We start from the raw sequence: 15,615 nt of genomic DNA, 5'->3' as shown, positions 1-15,615 counted from the left end.
TCCTTATCCGCGCGGGCCCCCCCCCGCGGCCCCCCCCGGCCCGGGGGGCCCCCCCCCGGGGGGGCCGGGGGGGGCCGGGGCCCCCCCCCCGCCCCGCCCCCCCCCGGGGGGGGCGCGCCCCTCCCCCACGCTCGTGACCCGGTCCCTCAGCTCAGCTCGTCGAGGGCCTTCTCCGCCTCGGCCAGCCACGAACGGCGCGCCTCCAGGGCGTCCTCGTGCTCCTTGACGCGGCGGGCGTCGCCCCGCTCCCTGGCCTTCTCCAGCTTGGCCTCCAGGTCGGTGATCGCCGCCGCCAGCTGGGACACCGTGTCCCTGGCCCGGGCGATCGCCTCCGGGTTGCTCCGCTCCCACTCGGCGTCCTCGGCCCGGCGCACACCGTCCTCGATCCGGCGGAAGGCGCCCTCGAGCTGGTCGCGCACGTCGCGGGGCAGCTCACCGGCCTCCTCCCACGCCTCCTGGAAGTCGCGCAGGCGGGCACGGGCCCGGCGCGGGTCGGAGATCCCCGGGATCTCCGCCTCGGCCTCGGCCAGGATCCGCTCCTTGGCTTCGGCGTTGACCCGCAGCTCCGCGTCGCGCTCGGCGAAGGTCGCGTTGCGCGCGTCGAAGAAGCGGTCCTGGGCGGCCTTGAAGCGCGTCCACAGCTTGTCCTCGCTCGCTCTGTCCGCGCGCCCGGTCCTCTTCCACTGCTGCATGAGGTCGCGGTAGGCGCGGGCCGTGGGCCCCCAATCGTCGGAGCCCGACAGCGCCTCGGCCTCGGCGACGATGCGCTCCTTCTCCACGCGCACGGAGTCGCGCTCCTGGTCCAGGTTCGCGAAGTACGTCTTGCGGCGCTTGGAGAAGGAGTTGCGCGCGGCGGACATCCGCTTCCACAGCGCCTGCTCGGTGGGGCGGTCGGCCCGGGGGGCCTTCTTCCACTCCTCGATGAGCTGCAGCATCCGCTCGCCGCCGGACTTCCAGTGCGTCGTCTCGGCCGCGACCCGCTCGGCCTCGGCGACGATGCGCTCCTTGGTCTCCCGGGCCTGCCCGCGGGCCTGCTCCTGCGCCTGCTTCTGCTCGACCTTGCGCTCCTCGGCGCGGCCGGAGAGGGCGTCCAGCCGCCTGCCCAGCGACTCCAGGTCGCCGACGGCGTTCGCATCGGTGACGGCGGCGCGCAGCTTGTCGATGTTCGACATCGCGGCGGCGGCGGACAGGTCCGTGCTGCGGAGCCGCTTCTCCAGCAGCTCCACCTCGGTGACCAGGGCGTCGTACTTGCGTCGGAAGAACGCCAGAGCCTCCTCCGGCGCCCCCGCCTGCCACGATCCGACGACCCGCTCACCTTCGCTCGTGCGGACGTAGACCGTGCCGTCGTCGTCTACGCGGCCCCAAGGGTCCGTGGTCACCGTGTCCTCCTGCTGTCATGAGCCCCGCCGTGGGGCGGGCTCGGGTCGTCGCGCCGCTCGCGCGCCGCGTCGTGATGGGAACCACCGTGCTCAGCACGATATCCATACGATTCGACGGGCGGCGACGCGCCGTGATTCACATCGGCGCAGATCATGCGTGTCCGCGCGTCCCCGTGTGTCCCTCCGGGCCGCGCCCCCGCCCCGAAGAGGCGCAGGTCGGGGCCTCGGCGCACACGACGACGGTGACCAATATGGCATTACCACGCGGTTTGGCAAAGAGGCGAGCCGCGCGCGGTGATCGAATGGTGATCAAACGCTTTCGCCGAGGTGCCCGACGGGTCGCCCCTCCTCCCGTGCCTCGGTAGGCTCTGCACCTGAGGGTTCGCGCGTCCGAACCGCGGGCCCGTCCCTCCGATCCGCGCACCCGACCGAGGACAGGACGACATCCGCCGTGCTCATCGCCGCACTTCCCACCGGGCCCCTCGCCGCGAACTGCTACGTGCTGGCACCGGCCCCCGGCGGCGACTGCATCGTCGTCGATCCCGGGCAGGAGGCGGCCGAACAGGTCGAGAAGGTGCTGTCGGAGCACGGCCTGACGCCCGTCGCGATCCTGCTCACGCACGGGCACTTCGACCACGTGTGGTCGGCCGCGGAACTCGGCGGGCGCCACGGCGTGCCGGTCCACGTGCACGCCCGGGACCGCCACCTGCTCACCGACCCCGCCGCCGGGGTCGACCCCGGCTTCGCCGCCCGGCTGTCCTCCCTGCTGGGGGAGGGGCCCCACACCGAGCCCTCGGACCTGGTCGAGGTGGCCGGGGGCGACACCCTGTCCCTCGCCGGGCTGGAGGTCGGGGTGGAGCACACCCCCGGCCACACCCCCGGCTCGGTCGTCTACACGGTCACCACGGAGGACGGGGTCCCCGTCATGTTCGCGGGCGACCTCGTCTTCGCCGGGTCCATCGGGCGCACCGACTTCCCCGGCGGCGACCACGAGGCCATGCTGCGCAGCCTCGCCGACGCGGTCCTGGCCCGGCCCGACGGCACCCAGGTCCTGCCCGGCCACGGCCCCGCCACCACGGTCGAGCGGGAGCGCGCCACCAATCCGTACCTGCGCGACATCGCCGGCTGAGCCCGCTCCGGACGACCCACCCCGCAGGGACGACGTGATGACCACCGAACACCGCCGAGGGCTCGACGCCCCGAGCGCCGCCCCCCGGCCCCGCGACGGACGAGATATCCGCACCGGCCCCGCCCGAGGCGGGTCCCGGTGGTTTCCACACCGCCCTTCCCGGTCCCTCCGGGCCCGGGTGCGCGCTGGCGGTGTGCACAGGACTGGCCCGTACCAAAGCGCAGGTCGGGCACACTTGACACGAACCAAGACGCTGAAGGAGAAGTCCGTTGATACGCACGCATGAGGCAGGTGCGTTGCGCGCCGAGCACGCCGGCGCGACCGTTGTCCTCGCCGGCTGGGTGGCACGCCGCCGCGACCACGGCGGAGTGGTCTTCCTCGACCTGCGCGAAGCCTCCGGAGTGGCCCAGGTCGTCGTCCGCGAGGACGACCTGGCCCACGACCTCCGCGCGGAGTACTGCATCAAGGTCACCGGCACGGTCCGGGTCCGGCCCGAGGGCAACGAGAACCCCGAGATCCCCACCGGCGCGATCGAGGTCGCCGCCGACGAGATCGAGGTGCTCAGCGAGTCCGCCCCGCTGCCCTTCCAGCTGGACAGCGCCGCGGACGTGGCGGAGGAGACCCGCCTGCGCTACCGCTACCTGGACATCCGGCGCCAGGAGATGGCGGAGAACCTGCGCCTGCGCTCCAAGGCCACCTACGTCGCCCACGACGTCATGCGCGACCTCGGCTTCGTGTACGTCGAGACGCCCTACATGACCCGCTCCACCCCCGAGGGCGCCCGCGACTTCCTGGTCCCCGTCCGCCTCCAGCCGGGCCACTGGTACGCCCTGCCGCAGTCCCCGCAGCTGTTCAAGCAGCTGCTCATGGTCGGCGGCATGGAGCGCTACTACCAGCTCACCCGCTGCTTCCGCGACGAGGACCTGCGCGCCGACCGGCAGCCGGAGTTCACCCAGATCGACCTGGAGATGAGCTTCGTCGACGAGGAGGACATCTTCGCCGTCGGCGAGAAGCTGTTCACCCGCCTCCTGCGCGAGGTGCGCGGCGTCGAGCTGCCCGAGCGGTTCCCCCGGATGCGCTTCGCCGAGGCCATGGACCGGTTCGGCTCCGACAAGCCGGACCTGCGCTTCGGCCAGGAGCTGGTCGAGGTCACCGAGTACTTCGCGGACACCCCGTTCCGGGTCTTCAAGGCCCCCTACGTGGGCGCCGTGGTCATGCCGGGCGGCGGGTCCCAGACCCGCAAGGAGCTGGACGCCTGGCAGGAGTGGGCCCGCTCGCGCGGCGCCAAGGGCCTGGCCTACGTGCTCGTCCAGGAGGACGGCTCCCTGGGGGGCCCGGTCGCCAAGAACCTGTCCGAGGCCGAGCGCGAGGGCCTGGCCGCCGAGGTCGGCGCGGCGCCCGGCGACGCCGTCTTCTTCGCGGCCGGCAAGCGCTCCGAGAGCCAGGAGCTGCTCGGCGCCGCGCGCCTGGAGATCGGCAAGCGGTGCGACCTGATCGACACCTCCCTCTGGGAGATCCTGTGGATCACCGACATGCCGCTGTTCGAGGAGGCCGACGAGGAGGGCTCCTGGAAGCCTGTTCACCACCCCTTCACGGCTCCGGCCGTCGAGGACGAGGACGACTTCCAGGAGCACCCGGGCACCACCAACTCCCGGGCCTTCGACCTGGTGCTCAACGGCTACGAGCTCGTCTCGGGGTCCATCCGTATCCACCGCGCCGAGATGCAGCAGCGCGTCTTCGACACGATCGGCCTGAGCAAGGCCGAGGCGGAGTCCAAGTTCGGGTTCCTGCTCGAGGCGTTCAAGTTCGGCCCGCCCCCGCACGGCGGCCTGGCCGTGGGCTGGGACCGGATCATCATGCTCCTGGCCGGCCAGCCGACCATCCGCGAGGTCATCGCGTTCCCGAAGACCGCTTCGGGCGGCGACCCGCTGACCGGGGCGCCCACCCCGATCACCGGGGCCCAGCGGGCCGAGGCCGGGGTTGACGCGGACCCGGAGGCCGAGGCGCAGGCCAGGGCCGGCCGGAAGTAGGTCCGGAGGGGTCCTGAGGACCCTGTGCCGGGGGCGGTGCGCGGTGGACGCGCACCGCCCCCGACGCGGTTCCGGGAGTGTGCCGGCCCCCGGGGACGGAGCGGCTACGGCTTCCTGCCCCCGCAGCTCCAGCAGGAGTGGTCGCCGTCGGAGTTGCTGCTGCCGCACAGTCGGCAGTCCCAGTCCCAGACGGTGCCGCTGATCCTGAACGTCGCCACGGCACGCTTGAGCACCAGGTACATGGGCATGTCCTCAGGGGGTCGGAGAATTTCACACTTCATGTTCGGTGCCCGGATTAGGCCTACTTTGAACCTTCCTAAACGGTCACACGGAGATATTCGTCGACTATCGGGCGTAGCCGTTCGGCCCGAAGACGGCCGAACCCGGCCCCGCCGCCCGGGCCCGGATGCGCCGGGGGCCGCCATCCCCTACCGTTGGGTGCGAATCACCTTTCCCGTACCGCGATCCACACGTGTCCTGGAGTGAACACGATGTGCCAGTGGGGATGTCCCCTTTCGCGTACGGAGTGGTGGCGGAGTGCATTCTGCGCCATTGAGTCACACGAGCGTAACGATTCACGCCCCGTGTCCGGACGAATGCGGTCACGGGCGTGGAACCCCGCGCCCTCCCCCCTCCGCTGGTGGACCATGGTGGTCCGTGCCCGACCGGGTCCCGTCGGTGCCCCGCGGTGCGGGCCGTGCCGCCCGCCCCGCTCCACCACCGGAACAGACCCCGGCACGGCCACTAGAATGAGCCGATCGGAACGTTCCCGGGGTGACCGCGCCTGAACGCGGGTGTGACGTCCGAAACGACATGAGGATGAGTCATACGTGAACGGAAAACGCGCTTCAGGCGACGGCTCCGAGAGCGCGCTCGCGGGGGCGTTCTCCCACGCCCCGGAGCCCATGGTGCTGGCCACGGCCGACGGCGCGATCCTGCACGCCAACCACGCCTTCACCGAGCTGTTCGGGCGTGGTGAGTCCGACCTCGCAGGACTGGTGTGGCACGACCTCCTCGACGGCGACGACGTCCGGCGCGGCGCCCTCGCCCACGCCGAGGCGGCCGCCGGGAACCGGGGCCGCCGCTCCCGCCTGCACCTGGGCGTCACGGACAAGGGATCGCGCCTGGTCGAGGTCGAGCTGCGGCCCCTCCCCGGGCCGGCCGAGGACGGTTCCGCGGGGGAGGGCCGCCGCGTCGTCGTCCTGATGCACGTGCTCTCCACCGAGGAGGCCGACCTGCGGGTCGTCGGCGAACTCCGCACCGACAACTCCGACTCCGTGCTGTGGAGCCTGGAACTGGGCACCGGCCGCCTGCGCGAACTCTTCGGCCCGACCCCGCTCGGCGCCCTCCTGGCCGGGAACGACCGGGAGCTCGAACGCATCCTCGAACGGGTCCACCCCGACGACATCGCCCGCGTCCGCGACGCCATGTCCGCCTCCTTCACCGGACGCGACTACGAGCAGCGCTTCCGCGTCTTCGACCGGCTCGGGGACGAGCGCTCCCTGCACGTGCGCGCCCGCTACGTCCCCGGCGACCCCGACCGGCTCGTCGGCATCGTCGACGACGTCACCGAGCACGTCCAGCTGGTCCGCCGCCTCGCCGACCGCCGCCGCACCGAGGCCGAGCACGGACGCCTCGTCACCGAGCTGTCCTCCAAGCTCGTCTCGGCCACCACGGTCGACAAGGTCATGGACCTGCTCAGCGAGGAGTTCCTGCCGATCTTCGGCGGGATCCAGGCCATCGCCCTGTACGTCGAGGGCGGTGTGCTGCGCGGGTCGCCCGGCGCGCGCACCCGGGGCGGCAACATCGACCAGATAGACGGCCGCCGCGCCGACGACACCGACTTCCCCATGGGCGCGGTCATCCAGGACCGCCAGCCCCGCTTCTTCGAGAGCCGCGCGGAGATCATCAGCCGTTTCCCCGCGGCGGTCGAGCTCATGCGCCAGGTGCGCGGCCAGGCCTGGGCGACCGTGCCCATCTTCGGGGACGGCAAGGTCGCCCTCGGCGTCTGGCAGATGGTCTGGGACCGCCCCCACCACGCCAGCCGCGACGAGCGCGCGCTCATGCTCACCTTCGCCGGGCTCGCCGGCCAGGCACTCCAGCGCATCAAGGCCCAGCAGGCCGAACTGGAGCTGGCCGACGCCGTCCAGCGCCGTATGCTGCCCCGCCAGGTGGCGAGCTTCCCCGACATGGACATCGCCACCAAGTACCTGCCCTCCCGGGCGGACTGGCGCATCTGCGGCGACTTCTACGACGTCATCGAACTCCCCGACAACAAGGTCGGGCTGCTCGTCGGCGACGTGCAGGGACACGGGGTCGAGGCCGCCGCGGCCATGGGCCAGATCCGCGTGGCCTTCCGCGCCTACGCCACCAACCAGTCCGACCCCGGCGTCGTCCTCGGGGAGACCAACCGGCTCCTCACCGAGACCGGCGAGATCGTCTTCGCCACCTGCGGCTACCTGGTGGTCGACCGCGAGAGCGGCGTCATGCAGGCGGCCTGGGCCGGGCAGCCGCCCGTCGTCCTGGCCTCCGGGAGCGGCTACGAGCTGTGGGAGCCCGAGACCGGCCCGCCCCTGGGGGTGCTCGCCGACACCGAGTACGCCGTCACCACCCGCATGCTCCCGCCCGGGAGCACGCTGCTGCTGTGCTCGGACGGCCTGGTGGAGAGCTCGGAACTCCCCATGGGCGACGGCCTCGCCCAGGTCGGCGAAGCCCTCGCCGCCCACTACGAGAACCCGGGGGAGGCCGCGCACGTCATCGCCGAGATGGCCCCGGCCGGTCGCGGCGACGACATCGCCCTGCTCATCACCCGGATGACCCCCGTCCCCGCGGAACCCGCGCCGGACGCTCCCGCGCCGACCACCTCCGCGACGCCCGCGCCCTGAGCGCCGGGGAGCGGCCACCGGGTGCACGGCTCCGCCCGCCGGACCGAACGGTCCCCGGCCAGCCCTACCCTGGGCAGGTGTCCGAAACACTGTTCGACGATGCCGGGGCAGAAGCCGCCAAGGGGCAGGAACCGCTCGCCGTGCGCATGCGGCCCCGCACCCTCGACGAGGTCGTGGGCCAGCGCCACCTCCTGGGCGAGGGCAGTCCGCTGCGCCGCCTGGTCGAGGACGACGCGCCCATGTCCGTCTTCCTGTGGGGCCCGCCGGGAACCGGCAAGACCACCCTGGCCACGGTCGTCAGCAGGGTCACCAAGCGGCGGTTCGTGGAATTGTCGGCGGTCAACGCCGGGGTGAAGGACGTCCGCGCGGTGGTGGACGAGGCCAAGCGCCGGATGGGCATGCACGGCACGCGCACCCTCCTGTTCGTCGACGAGGTCCACCGGTTCAACAAGACGCAGCAGGACGCGCTCCTCCCCGCCGTGGAGAACCGGTGGGTGAGCTTCATCGGGGCGACCACCGAGAACCCGTTCTTCTCCGTGGTCAGCCCGCTGCTGTCCCGCTCCCTCCTGCTCTCCCTGGAATCGCTGGACGACGACGACATCCGCGCCCTGGTGGACCGGGCGCTGACGGACGGGCGCGGCCTGGGCGGCCGGTACGCCATGTCCGACGAGGCCACCGACCACCTCGTCCGCCTGGCCGGCGGTGACGGGCGCCGCTCCCTGACCTATTTGGAGGCGGCCGCCCTGGTGGCCGGGCCCGCCCCGGCCGGCGCGCCCCCGGCCGGGGCGGGGGCTCCCTCCCCGGAGGACGGCCCCGACGCGGAGGGGTCCGGCGCCGGACCGGTGACCATCACCGCCGAGGACGTCGAGCGGGCCGTCGACCGGCACGCCGTGCGCTACGACCGCTCCGGCGACCAGCACTACGACGTCATCAGCGCGTTCATCAAGAGCATGCGCGGCTCGGACCCCGACGCCGCCCTGCACTACCTCGCCCGGATGATCGAGGCGGGGGAGGACCCGCGGTTCCTCGCGCGCAGGATCGTCGTGCACGCCAGCGAGGACGTCGGCATGGCCGATCCCACCGCGCTCCAGACGGCCGTGGCGGCGGCCCAGGCGGTGGAGCTCATCGGGATGCCCGAGGCGCGCATCAACCTCGCCCAGGCCGTCATCCACATCAGCCTGGCGCCCAAGTCCAACGCCGTCGTCAGCGCGATCGACGCGGCCATGGCCGACGTGCGGGCGGGCCGCGCCGGGCCGGTGCCCCCGCACCTGCGGGACGGGCACTACAAGGGCGCGGCCGAACTCGGCCACGGCAAGGGCTACCGCTACGCCCACGACTTCCCCGGCGGGGTGGCCCCCCAGCAGCACGCCCCCGAGGGGCTCACGGAGCGCGAGTACTACAGGCCCACCCGGCACGGGGCGGAGCGCAGGTTCTCCGAGGTGCTCGAACGCATCAAGGGGGTGCTCAAGAGCGGGGGGTAGAGGGGGCGGACCCGGCCCCGCGTCCGGCCCCGGGCGGCAGGCCGGGCACGGGGGCCGCGACGGTCGGCGCCCGGCCGTCGGCGGGGACGAGCGCCGGCACCGCCCCCGCCCCGCCGGAGGGCCGGCGCCCGCGCCCCGGGCGGCAGGAGGCGCCCGCGGGGCGGTCGCACCGCGACGGCCCCACCGGTTCCCCGGCGCGCCGCGGCCCGCCCGCGCCCCCGGCCTCCCGGGCCGGCACGCCTAGTCGGTGTACAGCTCCGTGATCTGCACGATCTCCCGGGGACCCGCGTCCGACCCCCCGTCGGCGAAGGTCACCTCCACGATCACGACCGGGCCCCACGACAGGTAGTCGACGAAGTCGCTCCCGGTCAGCTCCCAGGTGCCGCGCCCCTCCTCGTCGAGGAACACGTGGTCGGGGGCGGCGCAGAACTTCGCGCACAGCACCTCGGCGTCGGGCGCGATCGTCGCCCGCCCGGGGTCGCCGGCCTCGTCCCACTGCTCCGCCCACGCCGAGTGGCTGGGCACGCCCTGGCCGCGGACCGGCTCGTCGTCCCGGTCCACCGGGGTGTAGACCCACGGCCCCTCCGCCAGGTCCTCCTGCTCGGCCGGGTCGAACCGCACCACCAGGGTCCGCGGCTCCTCCTCGGCCGCCGGGCTCTCCGCCGCCGGATCCTCCTCCGAGGCGTCCGCGACCAGGGCCTCCCCGTCCGAGGGGCCCAACAGGCGGGACACCCCCCACACGCCGGCGCCGACCAGCGCGAGCGCGATCACCGCGCTCCCGGCGACCAGCAGTGCCTTCGTGGGGCGCCGGTTGGACATCCGCCCCTCCAGGCGGATCACCTCCGGCACCCGCGCGGGCGGTTCCACGGCGTGCCACTCGCGCTCCAGGATGCGCGCCAGCTCGTCACGGCCGGCCGGGGCGCCGCCCGAGGGGGACGCCTCGCCGCCGTGCTCGGACTGCCACACCGCGATGACCGCTCCGATGACCTCGCGCAGGACGGGGCGCCCGTCGGGGTCGGGGGACAGGGCCCTGCCCACCACGGGCCGGAGGCCCCGGGCGAGCCCGCTCAGGTCGAAGTCCCCGTTCGCGGCGCGCCCGGCGATCTCCTCGGGCTCCCCGGGGCCGAAGGGCAGCCGCCCCGTCCCGGCGAACGCCACGACCGCACCCCAGGCGAACACGTCGGACGCGGGCGTGGCCTCCCCGCCCCGGAACCGCTCGGGGCTCAGCCAGGTCGCGCCCAGCCCGCGCATCCGGTCGGCGGAGGCGGCGACGGCGCACTCCATGATGTGCGGACCGTGCGACTCCAGCAGGACCTCGCTGGGGCGCAGCGACCCGTGCGCCACCCCCCGCGCGTGCAGGACGGACAGGCCCTCGGCCAGACCGGTGGCCAGCGCGATGAGCTTGCCCGTGCCGAGCCCGCCGCGCTTGGTGACGTAGTGCGACAGCCGCTCGCCCGCCAGGTAGGGCATGGCCAGCCACGGCGGGTTGGCGTCGGTGTCGAAGGCCGAGGGCACGACGACGCGCTTGGAATTCACGTTGGACAGGGCGCGCAGGCGGCGCTCCAGGGCCGGATAGGCGTCCGGCGAGTCCAGCTCGGGGGATCTGAGCACCTTCACGGCGACCAGCCGGTCGCCTGCGGTGGACGACGACACGTCGACGGCCGCGTAGACGGTCCCGGTGGCCCCCTGTCCCAGTCGCCCGAGGACGAGGTAGGGGCCGATCCGCGAGGGGTCGTCCGGATAGAGGGGGGCCAGGTCCGGCGGTACCAGTACGGAGATCTCTCGGGGAGAACGAGGGCTCATGGGTGTCCTGTCGACGCTTCAGGGGCAGGGCGGGAAGCCGAGTGTCCGGACATCGTAGTGAAGTTCCCGCCCCCGGGTGATTCTCCGGCAGAGCCGCCCCCCGCGTCGATCCCGCGTCCCGCACCGGCCACCGCGGGAGGGCGGCGGAGCGGCAAGTGACCCCTGACACCCCGTACGACACGGGGGCGCGCCCGCGCACCCGCCTCCGTGACGCGATAGGGTCGGCCGAAACCGGCCCGGCCCGTCCGCGGAGGCCCGGTTCACCACTCGGGAGGCCCGACCCGGCGCAGTCACCGGCTCCCCCGCACACCGGCCCCCAGCCCCGACGCGCGAGCGAGGGGGCCGCCGCACACTTGAAGTACACCTCTATCTGCTCACGGAGCCCGCATGCTTACCGGAGGAGAGGTCGCCGCGCTCGTCGCCGCGGTGGTCTGGGCGGTGCTGGCCACGTTCATGTGCGTGGCGCTCGTCAAACTGATCAAGCTCATCAACGAGGCGACCAAGGTCGTCTCGGACCTGGGGGAGCGCACCCCGCCGCTCCTGGACGACGTCGCGTCCACCGTGGAGCGCACCAACACCTCGCTCGAACGGGTCGAGGAGATCACCGCCAACGTACAGGCGTCCTCGGAGGACGTCTCCACCATGACGGCGCTGACCCGCTCGGTGGTCACCGGCCCCCTGGTGCGGGTCGCCTCGCTCTCCTACGGGGTGCGCCGCGTGCTCGGCCGGCGCCGGGCGCTGGCCGTGGTCCGGGGCCGCAGGAGGAAGGCGAACCGGTGATCGGCAAGCTGTTCTACCTCGCCGCGGGCGCCGCCATCGGCGGCTACGCGGTCCACCGCCTCAACCGCGCCAGGCGCTCGCTCACCCCCGGCGGGATCGCCGAGCGGGTGGAGGGCCACGTCACCGAGTACCGGGGCGCCCTCCGCGAGTTCAACGACGACCTCGCGGACGCCGTCCGCGAACAGGAGGAGGAACTCCTCCGCCGCTACGCCCCCGCCCCCGGGCGGGACCTGCCCGCGTCCCGCCGCCGCTCGGCGCGGGAGCTCCCCGGGGAACCCGGGGACTAGGGCCGGGGCCGCGGTCCACCCCGCGCCCCCGGAGCGGCCCGGACCCGCGCGACCGCCGTCCGCGGCGCCCGGCCCGACCGCCGCGCGCTCCGCCCCGCACGCGGGGAAGCACGGGGCCCGGCGGTGGTCAGCGGCGATAGCCTTGGAACAACCAGGCCGCCGCCGTTGTCGTCACCAGGACGGGTCCCCGGCGGCCACCCGTAAACCACGCGCGCCGGCCGGCGGTTCCCCCCTAGCATGGGCCACCACCGACCACGCGTCAGACGGTCCCGCGCAGGGACGACCCGTCGCCCACGGCGGCGGAGCCGAGCACAGGAGGGCATCAATGGAGACGGCAGAGATCGCGCGCCGCTTCCTCAGTTTCTTCGAGAAGAACGGACACACCGTGGTGCCCTCGGCAAGCCTCATCGCCGAAGACCCCACGCTGCTGCTGGTCCCCGCAGGCATGGTCCCGTTCAAGCCCTTCTTCCTGGGTCAGCGCACGCCCCCCTACGCCACGGCCACCAGCGTCCAGAAGTGCATCCGCACCAAGGACATCGAGGAGGTCGGCAAGACCTCCCGGCACGCGACCTTCTTCCAGATGCTCGGGAACTTCTCCTTCGGGGCCTACTTCAAGGAGCAGGCGATCCCGCTGGCGTGGGAGCTCGTCACCACCCCGGTGGAGGACGGCGGCTTCGGCATCGACCCGGAGAAGCTGTGGGTGACCGTCTACCTCGACGACGACGAGGCCGAGGAGATCTGGCGCGAGAAGGTCGGGGTGCGCCCCGAGCGCATCCAGCGCATGGGGATGGAGGAGAACTACTGGTCGATGGGCGTCCCCGGACCCTGCGGCCCGTGCTCCGAGATCTTCTACGACCGGGGGCCCGAGTTCGGCTCCGAGGGCGGCCCCGAGGCGGACGAGAACCGCTACATCGAGATCTGGAACCTCGTCTTCATGCAGTACGAGCGGGGTGAGGGCGGCGACAAGAGCGGCTTCCCGATCCTCGGCGAACTGCCCAAGAAGAACATCGACACCGGCCTGGGCCTCGAGCGCCTCGCGGCGGTCCTCCAGGGCGTCGACAACATCTACGAGACCGACATCATCGGCCGCGTCCTGCACCGGGCGGCGGAGCTGACCGGCACCCGCTACGGCGACGACCACGACCAGGACGTCATGCTCCGCGTGGTCGCCGACCACGTGCGCAGCGCCGTCATGCTCGTCGCCGACGGCGTCAAGCCCGGCAACGAGAAGGCCGGGTACGTCCTGCGCCGCATCCTGCGCCGCTCCATCCGCAACCTGCGCCTGCTGTCGGGCGACGACGCCTTCCTCCTGCACGAGCTGACCGAGGTCAGCATCGACGCGATGAAGGACATCTACCCCGACCTCCTCGACAAGGCCGACGTCGTCCACGGTGTGATCGACAACGAGGAGAGGAACTTCGCCGACACCCTGCGCGCGGGCACCGCGCTGTTCGGCCGCGCGGCCGAACGCACCCGCCAGGCGGGCGGCACCACCTTCTCGGGGTCGGACGCCTTCCAGCTCCACGACACCTACGGCTTCCCGATCGACCTCACGCTGGAGATGGCCGGCGAGCAGGGCCTGACGGTGGACGAGGCCTCCTTCCGCGAGCTGATGCAGAAGCAGAAGGACACCGCCAAGGCGGACGCGAAGGCGAAGAAGCTCGGCAACGCCGACATCTCCCTGTACGCGCAGCTCCTGGAGGGGGCCGGGTCCACCGACTTCCTCGGCTACTCCGACGCCGAGAGCGAGTCGCACGTCAAGGGCATCGTCGTCGGCGGCGTCTCGGCGCCCGCGGCCCGCGCGGGGGACAAGGTCGAGATCGTCCTGGACCGCACCCCGTTCTACGCCGAGAGCGGCGGCCAGCTCGCCGACACGGGCACGCTGACGGTGGACGGCCGCGGCGTCGTGGACGTCGAGGACGTGCAGAAGCCGATCCCGGGCCTGTTCGTGCACCGCGGCACCGTCCGCTCCGGCGAGGTCGTCCTGGACGACGTGGTGCACGCGACCATCGACACGGGCCGCCGCCACGCGATCGAGCGCTCCCACTCGGCGACCCACCTCATCCACTCCGCGCTGCGCAACGCCCTCGGCCCGTCGGCGGGCCAGGCCGGTTCGGAGAACCGGCCCGGCCAGCTGCGGTTCGACTTCACCTCCGACACCGCCCTGGGCGGCGACCGTCTGGCCGAGGTCGAGGAGGAGGTCAACACGGTCCTGGCCGGCGACATCGCGGTGCGGACCGAGGAGAAGAGCCTGGAGGAGGCGCTGAAGATGGGCGCGCTCGCCATGTTCGGCGAGAAGTACGGCGACCGCGTGCGGGTCGTGGAGATGAGCGACTACTCCGTCGAGCTGTGCGGCGGCACCCACGTCCCCTCCACGGCCCGGCTCGGCATCGTGAAGCTCCTCGGCGAGTCCTCGATCGGCTCCGGTGTGCGCCGCGTCGAGGCGGCGGTGGGCGTGGACGCGTTCAAGCGCCTGTCCAAGGAGTCGGCGCTGGTCGGCCAGCTGTCCGAGCAGCTCAAGACGCCGCGGGAGCAGCTGCCCGAGCGCATCGACTCGATGGTCTCCCGCCTGCGCGTCGCCGAGAAGGAGATCGAGAAGCTCCGGGCCGCCCAGGTGCTCCAGGCGGCCGGGTCGATCGCCGAGGGCGCCCGCCGCCACGGGGCGGCGCTGGTCGTCGCGGCCTCCGCCCCCGAGGGCGCGAGCGGTGACGACCTGCGCACGCTGGTCCTGGACGTGCGCGGCCGCCTGGGCGAGGAGGAGCCGGTGGTCGTGGCCATGACCGCCGTGCCCAAGGACCGACCGGTCGTGGTGATCGCGACCAACAAGGCCGCGCAGAAGGCGGGTATCAAGGCGGGCGACCTGGTGGGCGTCGCGGCACGCGCGCTCGGCGGCGGTGGCGGCGGCAAGCCGGACATCGCGCAGGGCGGCGGCAGCGACCCGTCCAAGGTCGACGAGGCGCTGCGCGCCGTGGAGGCGCGCGTCGCCGGCGCCTAGGAGGCACCGCGGGCCGAGCGGCCGGAGGGCATGACCGTGCCGCCCCGCGCGGAGGTCCCCCTGTTTCCAGGGGACCACGCGCAGGGCGGCCGGGAAACCCCCCGGCCGCGCCTGTGGACGGCACCGGCTCCCCGCAGCCCCCGCCCCGCCGCCGGTACCGCGCGGGCGCCACCACCGTCACCCGGCCGTCCCTGGCACGGCCCCGCGCCGCCCGCGGTCCTTCGCCCGCGGCGCCCACCGCCGGCCCGGGTTCGCCGCCGTACTCCGCACCGTCCCGGCCCCGCCGCCCGTCGTCGGCCCCCGGCCCCGGTCCGCCGCCGTACCGCGCACCGCCCCACCCCGCCGCCCGTGACGGGGGCGCGGACGTGATACGACGGTGAAATCACGCATAGTCACACAGTCCTCTGTAATGTAACTCTTCGTGACTATGAGGGTGGTCCCGCGAAAACAGGTTCCGATCGGCCCGGCCGTGGCGCTGCTCACGGCCCCGGGCCCGGCCGCCCCGGCCGGGGCGGGGGCCCGACCCCCCGCCACCACCGCCGGGGACCGTGCCGCCGGCGCCGCCGACCGGACGCGGGCCCAGCCCCGGACCGGGGGCCGGGCCGGCTCGGGAACCCCGGTCCGCCCCAGCTCACCGGCCGCGCCCGGCAGGTCGGAGGCCGTTCCGCCGACCGGCGGGGGACCCGTCGTGGCGGCCCCGGACCCGGCCCGTCCGGCCCCGCCGGCCGCCGGCGCCGCCACCGCCGGAAGCGGCACGTACGAGGGGCCCACCCGTGGGTGAGCGCGCAGGAGGGGGAGGGCCCCGGGGCCCCGCAGCGCCCCGCGGCGGCACGAGTGTGATTTACA

The 15,615-nt window shown here is 73.7% G+C and carries 10 protein-coding genes; 7 read left to right on the top strand and 3 right to left on the bottom strand.

Annotation, left to right across the window (positions count from 1 at the left end):
* Positions 1-146: 146 nt before the first annotated feature.
* Positions 147-1,379, bottom strand: coding sequence for a DUF349 domain-containing protein (locus tag ACIRPH_RS21580; RefSeq protein WP_402917007.1), 1,233 nt, complete (start codon positions 1,377-1,379; stop codon positions 147-149).
* 451 nt (positions 1,380-1,830) lie between these two features.
* Here ACIRPH_RS21580 and ACIRPH_RS21575 point away from each other — a divergent pair, with 451 nt between their 5' ends.
* On the top strand, positions 1,831-2,508 hold the full coding sequence (locus tag ACIRPH_RS21575) for an MBL fold metallo-hydrolase (protein WP_402917005.1): 678 nt from the start codon (positions 1,831-1,833) through the stop codon (positions 2,506-2,508).
* 269 nt (positions 2,509-2,777) lie between these two features.
* Positions 2,778-4,538, top strand: coding sequence for an aspartate--tRNA ligase (aspS, locus tag ACIRPH_RS21570; RefSeq protein WP_402917003.1), 1,761 nt, complete (start codon positions 2,778-2,780; stop codon positions 4,536-4,538).
* Between the two features lie 104 nt (positions 4,539-4,642).
* Here the strand turns inward: aspS and ACIRPH_RS21565 are convergent, their stop codons facing one another.
* Positions 4,643-4,786, bottom strand: coding sequence for a hypothetical protein (locus ACIRPH_RS21565; protein ID WP_267948924.1), 144 nt, complete (start codon positions 4,784-4,786; stop codon positions 4,643-4,645).
* A 582-nt stretch (positions 4,787-5,368) separates the two neighbouring features.
* On the opposite strand from ACIRPH_RS21565, the gene ACIRPH_RS21560 reads away from it, so the two are divergent.
* Entirely contained in the window at positions 5,369-7,423 is a 2,055-nt protein-coding gene (locus tag ACIRPH_RS21560) for a SpoIIE family protein phosphatase (protein WP_402917001.1), read from the top strand.
* Between the two features lie 77 nt (positions 7,424-7,500).
* The gene (locus tag ACIRPH_RS21555; protein WP_402916999.1) at positions 7,501-8,904 is read left to right on the top strand and encodes a replication-associated recombination protein A; all 1,404 of its coding nucleotides are present in this window, start codon (positions 7,501-7,503) and stop codon (positions 8,902-8,904) included.
* 240 nt (positions 8,905-9,144) lie between these two features.
* On the opposite strand, the gene ACIRPH_RS21550 is transcribed toward ACIRPH_RS21555, so the two are convergent.
* Complete coding sequence (locus tag ACIRPH_RS21550; RefSeq protein WP_402916997.1) at positions 9,145-10,707, bottom strand: serine/threonine-protein kinase; 1,563 nt, start codon at positions 10,705-10,707, stop codon at positions 9,145-9,147.
* A 387-nt stretch (positions 10,708-11,094) separates the two neighbouring features.
* Between ACIRPH_RS21550 and ACIRPH_RS21545 the strand changes: the two genes are divergently transcribed.
* The 3 genes from ACIRPH_RS21545 (at position 11,095) to alaS (ending at position 14,769) form a co-directional block, all read left to right on the top strand.
* Positions 11,095-11,487 carry a DUF948 domain-containing protein gene (locus ACIRPH_RS21545; protein ID WP_402916995.1) on the top strand — a complete coding sequence of 131 codons (393 nt, stop codon included), beginning with the start codon at positions 11,095-11,097 and terminating at the stop codon, positions 11,485-11,487.
* Positions 11,484-11,774: a hypothetical protein gene (locus ACIRPH_RS21540; protein WP_402916993.1), complete on the top strand. Its 291-nt coding sequence runs from the start codon at positions 11,484-11,486 to the stop codon at positions 11,772-11,774. The genes ACIRPH_RS21545 and ACIRPH_RS21540 overlap by 4 nt, the downstream gene beginning before the upstream one ends.
* A gap of 325 nt (positions 11,775-12,099) precedes the next feature.
* Complete coding sequence (gene alaS, locus ACIRPH_RS21535; protein WP_402916992.1) at positions 12,100-14,769, top strand: alanine--tRNA ligase; 2,670 nt, start codon at positions 12,100-12,102, stop codon at positions 14,767-14,769.
* Positions 14,770-15,615 lie beyond the last annotated feature (846 nt).

Source organism: Nocardiopsis sp. NPDC101807, assembly GCF_044766605.1.
Taxonomy (GTDB): domain Bacteria; phylum Actinomycetota; class Actinomycetes; order Streptosporangiales; family Streptosporangiaceae; genus Nocardiopsis; species Nocardiopsis tropica.
The sequence above is the reverse complement of the archived record's forward strand: the minus strand, read 5'-3'. Positions and strand labels throughout refer to the sequence as shown.